Here is a 563-nt window from a genome sequence, read left to right as displayed (position 1 = left end):
AATGAAGATTGACGCCGAGACGCGCGACGTCATTCAGAACGTCTACATGCGAGTGGTCGAAAAGCAGCCCGACGGTCGCTTCGTCAACCGCGAGACGAAGACCTATGCCGCCCAGCCGGACTACGGCCTGCAGCTGAAGAAGTAAGTCTCTTCGCACCGTGAGCCGCACGCGGCTCCTCGGTCGCGAGCCAACACGCCACGGTCAGTTTCCTCCCCTTTGAGCTTAGGAGGCTCGCATGAGCCTTATAGCAAGCATCCTCATCGATAGCGTTGCCTACGGCATGGTGCTGTTCGTCATCTCCATCGGACTCTCCATCACCCTAGGTCTCATGGGCTTCGTGAACCTTGCCCACGGCGTCTTCGCCATGGCTGGGGGTTACACCGCCGCCTGGCTGATGAAGTCCTTCGGCCTCGGCTACAGCCTCTCGGTTGTCGGTGCAGTCCTCTTGGTTGCGCTTGTGGCTTGGCCACTGCAACGATTGCTCTACAGCCGACTGCAGGAGCGCAGCGACCTTGACCAAGTGCTGTTCTCTATCGGCCTGGTCTTCGTCGGCATTGCAGGC

The 563-nt window shown here is 59.9% G+C and carries 1 protein-coding gene; it reads left to right on the top strand.

Annotated features, from left to right (window positions below):
- Positions 1–236: 236 nt before the first annotated feature.
- On the top strand, positions 237–563 hold a 327-nt coding region (locus tag AC1DTN_RS38780), incomplete at its 3' end, for an ABC transporter permease subunit (protein WP_477925536.1).

The organism is Rhizobium sp. 01T444 (assembly GCF_056398305.1).
This window is presented reverse-complemented; position numbering and strand designations above follow the sequence as displayed.